At 73.0% G+C, this 6,374-nt stretch carries 6 protein-coding genes; 3 read left to right on the plus strand and 3 right to left on the minus strand.

The window, feature by feature from the left end; all coding sequences use genetic code 11:
* Positions 1 to 719, minus strand: a 719-nt coding sequence (infC, locus tag HGCM_RS13715; RefSeq protein ID WP_081596469.1) for a translation initiation factor IF-3, incomplete at its 3' end; no start/stop codon positions are given.
* Positions 720 to 1,109: 390 nt separating this feature from the next.
* Here infC and HGCM_RS13720 point away from each other — a divergent pair.
* The 3 genes from HGCM_RS13720 to HGCM_RS13730 all read left to right on the plus strand — a co-directional run bounded on the left by HGCM_RS13720 (position 1,110) and on the right by HGCM_RS13730 (position 3,516).
* Entirely contained in the window at positions 1,110 to 1,514 is a 405-nt protein-coding gene (locus HGCM_RS13720; RefSeq protein ID WP_019137407.1) for a Fur family transcriptional regulator, read from the plus strand.
* A gap of 62 nt (positions 1,515 to 1,576) precedes the next feature.
* On the plus strand, positions 1,577 to 3,076 hold the full coding sequence (locus HGCM_RS13725; RefSeq protein WP_026075478.1) for a catalase: 1,500 nt from the start codon (positions 1,577 to 1,579) through the stop codon (positions 3,074 to 3,076).
* An 80-nt stretch (positions 3,077 to 3,156) separates the two neighbouring features.
* Positions 3,157 to 3,516 carry a DUF1844 domain-containing protein gene (locus tag HGCM_RS13730; protein ID WP_019137409.1) on the plus strand — a complete coding sequence of 120 codons (360 nt, stop codon included), beginning with the start codon at positions 3,157 to 3,159 and terminating at the stop codon, positions 3,514 to 3,516.
* Between the two features lie 7 nt (positions 3,517 to 3,523).
* On the opposite strand, the gene HGCM_RS13735 is transcribed toward HGCM_RS13730, so the two are convergent.
* Positions 3,524 to 5,911: an ATP-binding cassette domain-containing protein gene (locus tag HGCM_RS13735; protein WP_019137410.1), complete on the minus strand. Its 2,388-nt coding sequence runs from the start codon at positions 5,909 to 5,911 to the stop codon at positions 3,524 to 3,526.
* Positions 5,912 to 5,978: 67 nt separating this feature from the next.
* On the minus strand, positions 5,979 to 6,374 hold a 396-nt coding region (locus HGCM_RS13740), incomplete at its 5' end, for an MFS transporter (protein ID WP_026075479.1).

Here is a 6,374-nt window from a genome sequence, read left to right on the forward strand (position 1 = left end):
GGCGCCTCGCTCGCGGCGGGGGCCGGGGCCTCGGCAGGGGCGGGAGCCTGCTCGGCGGCCGCCGGTGCGGGGGCCGGAGCCTGCTCCACCGCCGGAGCCTCGACGTCACCCTGCGGCGCGGCGGCCGCCTGGGCGTTCGCGGCCTCGGCGTTCGCCTCGCGCTGCGCGGCGGCCTGGGCCGCCCGACGCTGCTCCTGCTTCTGCTCGGCCTTCTTCTTCACCGGGCCCAGCACCATGATCATGTTGCGGCCGTCCTGCTTCGGCGAGCTCTCGACGAAGCCGAGATCGGCGACGTCCTCGGCCAGCCGCTGCAGCAGGCGGATGCCCATCTCCGGGCGCGACTGCTCGCGACCGCGGAACATGATCATGACCTTGACCTTGTCGCCGGCCTTGAGGAACCGCTCGACGTGGCCCTTCTTGGTGCCGTAGTCGTGCGGGTCGATCTTGAGCCGGAAGCGGATCTCCTTGAGGACCGTGTTGGTCTGGTTCCGCCGGGCCTCGCGGGCCTTCATGTCCGCCTCGTACTTGTACTTCCCGTAGTCCATGATCTTGACGACGGGCGGGCGGGCGTCCGGCGCGACCTCGACCAGGTCGAGGTCGGCGTCCTGGGCCAGGCGCAGTGCGTCCTCCACGCGGACGATGCCGACCTGCTCGCCGTTCGGGCCGACCAGGCGGACCTCGGCGACGCGGATCCGATCGTTGATGCGGGGCTCGCTGATGTTGAGGCTCCTCGTGTCGTGGTGGGCGACCGCCGAGAACGAGGAAGGCCCTCGTCCTGGGCACAGGAGGAGGGCCTCTGACCGTCCGCGCTGGCCACCACGGCACGCCGTGGCGACGCCCCGACCGGAAACCGATCGGTGCGCGGACCGTGACCCGGCCTCTGTCGCCCGCGGTGCGGGACGGTCGATGCTCGGGTGGGAGAGGATCTCCGCTTGTGCGCCCGGGCCCTCGGTCGTGCGCCGCGTCGCGGCGCCTTCCCGGGGACCCAGGTCAGTCGTGGGACAACTCTACCAGACGCCCCCGCCGACCTCGCCGCACGGCCCGGTCCCCGCGACGCGCGGGCGACCCGAGACTTGAACCGTTCCAGAAAACGTGATCGGGTGTGCCGCATGGACGAGGTGCTGCTGCGCGAGGCCGGGCTGCGGGTCACCGCTCCCCGCCTCGCCGTGCTCGAGGCGCTGCACGGTCACGGTCATCTCGACGCCGACCAGGTGCTGACCGCCGTGCGCGAGCGGCTCCCCCAGGTCTCCGTGCAGGCGGTCTACGACGTGCTCCATGCCCTCACGGGTGCGGGGCTCCTGCGCAGGATCGAGCCCGCCGGGCACCCGTCGCGGTACGAGCGGCGCGTCGGCGACAACCACCACCACGTGGTGTGCCGCTCGTGCGGGGCGATCGACGACGTCGACTGCACCGTCGGCCACGCGCCGTGCCTCGTCCCCTCCTCGACCTCCGGGTTCTCGATCGAGACCGCCGAGGTCACCTACTGGGGCCTGTGCCCCGCCTGCCGCCGCTGAGCGCGGCCGCACCCGACGAGCGCCACACCCGCGGCGCCCGCCCCACCACGGAGAGGAACTCCATGTCCCAGGTGCCCCCCACGACGACGAACGCCGGTGCCCCCGTCGCCTCCGACGCGCACGCGCTGACCGTGGGCACGGACGGCCCGATCGTCCTGCACGACCACTACCTCGTCGAGAAGCTCGCGCAGTTCAACCGCGAGCGCGTGCCCGAGCGGGTCGTGCACGCCAAGGGCGGCGGCGCGTTCGGCACGTTCCGGGTCACCGGGGACGTCTCCGCGTACACCCGGGCCGCGCTCTTCCAGCCGGGCGTCCACACCGACATGCTCGCGCGCTTCTCCTCCGTGGCCGGCGAGCTCGGCTCCCCCGACACCTGGCGCGACCCGCGCGGCTTCGCGCTGAAGTTCTACACGTCGGAGGGCAACTACGACCTCGTCGGCAACAACACGCCGGTCTTCTTCCTGCGCGACGGCATCAAGTTCCCCGACTTCATCCGCTCCCAGAAGCGCCTGCCGGGCTCGCACCTGCGCGACAACGACATGCAGTGGGACTTCTGGACCCTCTCGCCCGAGTCGGCCCACCAGGTGACGTGGCTGATGGGCGACCGCGGCCTGCCGAGCTCCTGGCGCCACATGGACGGCTTCGGCTCGCACACCTACCAGTGGATCAACGCCGCGGGCGAGCGGTTCTGGGTCAAGTACCACTTCAAGACCCAGCAGGGCATCGACAACCTCACGGCCGAGCAGGCCGCCCAGCTCGCGGGGTCGGACGCCGACGTGCACATCCGGGACCTGTACGAGCACATCGAGGCGGGCGACTTCCCGCGCTGGACGCTCTCGGTCCAGGTCATGCCGTACGAGGACGCGAAGACCTACCGCTTCAACCCGTTCGACCTCACCAAGGTGTGGCCGCACGCGGACTACCCGCTCGTCGAGGTCGGCGAGATGGAGCTCAACCGGAACCCCGAGAACTACTTCGCGCAGATCGAGCAGGCCACGTTCGCGCCGAGCAACTTCGTGCCCGGCATCGCGGCCAGCCCGGACAAGATGCTGCTCGCGCGCATCTTCTCCTACGCCGACGCCCACCGGTACCGCGTCGGGACGAACCACGCCCAGCTGCCGGTGAACGCTCCGAAGGCGCCGGTGCACTCGTACTCGAAGGACGGCGCCGCCCGGTTCCACTTCGCGTCCGCGAGCACCCCGGTCTACGCGCCGAACTCGGTCGGCGGCCCGGCCGCCGACCCGGCGCGGGCGACGGACGGCGGCTGGGAGATCGACGGGGAGCTCACGCGCTCCGCCGCGGCGCTGCACGCGGAGGACGACGACTGGGGCCAGGCCGGCACGCTCTACCGCGAGGTGTTCGACGACGCCGCGCGCGAGCGGTTCCTGGCGACGATCACCGGGCACGTCGGCGGCGTGAAGAGCGACGACATCCGTGAGCGGGCGATCCGCTACTGGACGAACGTCGACGCCGGCCTCGGCGCCGCGCTGCGGGCCGCCCTCGCCGGCGTCGCCCCGGTCGAGACGGGGACCCCGGCGACGGCGACGCTGCCCTCCGCCTGACGACCGACGACGGCCCCCGCTCCCCGTGGCGGGCACGGGGGCCGTCCCGTCGTCGGTCCGGGCGGTGAGAGGATCGCTGCATGACCGACTCCCCCGACCTCGACGCCTCGGCGACGCGCGACATCGCCGACGTCGCCGCCGTCGAGATCATCACCACGGCGGCCGTCCACCTCATGAGCGCGGCCGCCGTGAAGTGCGGGCTCGCCGAGGACGGACCGTCCGGCTCGGGCGCCGAGTACCTCGACCTCGACGAGGCGCGCAAGCTCATCACCGCGCTCGCGGCGCTCGTCACCGCCTCCGCGCCCGACATCGGCAACCAGCACGCCCGGTCGCTGCGCGACGGGCTGCGCTCCCTGCAGCTCGCGTTCCGCGAGGCGTCGCCGTTCCCGGACGCACCGGGCGAGGGCCCGGGCGAGAAGTGGACCGGCCCCGTCTCCTGAGCCGGTCTCAGGCGCCGACGTAGCGCGCCAGGTGCTGCCCCGTCAGCGTCGACCGGTCGGCGACGAGCGCCGACGGTGTCCCCTCGAAGACGACTCGCCCGCCGTCGTGCCCCGCTCCGGGGCCGAGGTCGATGATCCAGTCGGCGTGCGCCATGACGGCCTGGTGGTGCTCGATCACCACGACCGACCTCCCCTGGTCGACGAGACGGTCCAGCAGACCCAGGAGCCGCTCCACGTCGGCGAGGTGCAGCCCCGTGGTCGGCTCGTCGAGCACGTAGACACCGCCGGACTCGCCGAGGTGCGTCGCCAGCCGCAGCCGCTGGCGCTCGCCGCCGGACAGCGTCGTCAGCGGCTGCCCGAGCGTGAGGTAGCCCAGCCCCACGTCGGCCAGCCGCTCCAGCACCGCGTGGGCGGCGGGGGTGCGCGCCTCGCCCTCGGCGAAGAACCGCTCCGCCTCGGTCACGGGCATCGCCAGCACCTCGCTGATGTCCTTGCCGCCCAGCCGGTACTCCAGCACGGAGGCCTGGAAGCGCCGGCCCTCGCACTCCTCGCACGTCGTGGCGACGCCGGCCATCATCGCGAGGTCGGTGTAGATCACCCCCGCGCCGTTGCACGCCGGGCAGGCACCCTCGGAGTTGGCGCTGAACAGGGCCGGCTTGACGCCGTTCGCCTTCGCGAACGCCTTCCGGACGGGCTCGAGCAGGCCGGTGTACGTCGCCGGGTTGCTGCGCCGGGAGCCGCGGATGGACCCCTGGTCGACCGTCACGACCCCCTCGCGCCGCGCGAGCGAGCCGTGCACGAGCGAGCTCTTGCCGGAGCCGGCGACGCCCGTCACGACGACCAGGACGCCGAGCGGGACGTCCACGTCCACGCCCTGCAGGTTGTGGGTGCTGGCCCCGCGGATCTCGATCGCCCCGTTCGGCGTGCGGACCGACTCCTTGAGGCGCGCCCGGTCGTCGAGGTGCCGACCCGTCAGCGTGCCGCTCGTGCGCAGGCCCTCCACGGGACCCTCGTAGCAGACCGAGCCCCCCTCGCTGCCCGCGCCGGGCCCGAGGTCGACGACGTGGTCCGCGACCGCGATCGCCTCGGGCTTGTGCTCGACGACGAGCACGGTGTTGCCCTTGTCGCGCAGCCGCAGCAGCAGCTCGTTCATGCGCTGCACGTCGTGCGGGTGCAGCCCGATCGTCGGCTCGTCGAAGACGTAGGTGACGTCGGTGAGCGACGAGCCCAGGTGGCGGACCATCTTCGTGCGCTGCGCCTCGCCGCCCGACAGCGTGCCCGACGGGCGGTCGAGGCTGAGGTACCCGAGCCCGATCTCGACGAAGGAGTCGAGCGTCTCGCCGAGCGCCGTGACGAGCGGCGCGACGGACGGGTCGTCGATGCCGCGCACCCACCCCGCGAGGTCGTTGATCTGCATCGCGCACGCGTCGGCGATGCTGACGCCGGCGATCTTCGACGAACGCGCCGCCTCGTTGAGCCGCGTGCCGTCGCAGTCGGGGCACGTGCGGAACGTCACGGCGCGCTCCACGAACGCCCGGACGTGGGGCTGCATCGCGTCGACGTCCTTGCTGAGGAACGACTTCTGGATCCGCGGGATCAGGCCCTCGTAGGTGACGTTGATGCCCTCGATCTTGATCTTGGTCGGCTCCTTGTACAGCAGCGCGTCCAGCTCGCGCTTCGTGAAGTCGCGCACCGGCTTGTCGGGGTCGAAGAAGCCGCACCCGGTGAAGATGCGCCCGTACCAGCCGTCCATCGAGTAGCCGGGGATTGTGAGGGCGCCCTCGCGGATCGTCTTCGTGTCGTCGTACAGCGCGGTGAGGTCGAAGTCCTGGACCGTCCCGCGCCCCTCGCAGCGGGGGCACATGCCGCCCGTGACGGTGAACTCCCGGCGCTCCTTGGTCTGCCGGCCCCCGCGCTCGAACGAGACCGCGCCCGCGCCGCTCACCGACGCGACGTTGAACGAGAACGCCTGGGCCGAGCCGACGTGCGGCCGGCCCAGCCGGCTGAACAGGATGCGGAGCATCGCGTTGGCGTCGGTCACGGTGCCGACGGTCGAGCGGACGTTCGCGCCCATCCGCTCCTGGTCGACGATGATCGCCGTCGTGAGGCCGTCGAGCACGTCGACGTCGGGCCGCGCGAGCGTCGGCATGAAGCCCTGCACGAACGTCGAGTAGGTCTCGTTGATCATGCGCTGGGACTCCGCGGCGATGGTCGCGAAGACCAGCGAGCTCTTGCCCGAGCCGGAGACGCCCGTGAACACGGTGAGCCGCCGCTTGGGCAGGTCGACGTCCACGTCGCGCAGGTTGTTCTCGCGCGCACCGCGCACGCGGATGAGGTCGTGGCTGTCCGCGGCGGCGCGGGTCGTCGTCGTCCCGGGCGTGGTCGAGGTCGGCATGCGGGCCAGACTAGGGGCCGCCACCGACGTGCGGCTTCTCCGTCCCTGACCGGACCGCTGGTCCAGCTCAGGGACGCGGCAGGGCCGCCTCCGGCCCCACGCCCGCCGGCACCGCGTCCGGCGCAGGCGGGCACGGCCCGTCGGCGGACGGCTCGTCCTCGTCCGGGCGGGCGCCGCGCCGGACGAGGACGCCGGCACCGACGACGAGGAGCCCGGCGACGGCGGCGCACACGAACCCCGCCGCGGCGCTGACGCCGTCGACGACCGCCCCGACCACCGGCGCGCCCAGCGCGTTGCCCACGGTCGCCGTGGTCCCGCTCCAGCCCATCACCTCGCCACGCCGGTGCTCGGGGACGAGCGCGACCAGCGCCGCGTTGATCGCCGCCAGCGCCGGCGCGCACGGCAGCCCGGCGACGACGACGCCGAGCGCGAGCGCCCACGGCACGGGCGCGGCGAGCGCGAG

It is taken from the genome of Cellulomonas massiliensis JC225 (assembly GCF_000312005.1).
In the GTDB taxonomy this organism is placed as follows: domain Bacteria; phylum Actinomycetota; class Actinomycetes; order Actinomycetales; family Cellulomonadaceae; genus Cellulomonas; species Cellulomonas massiliensis.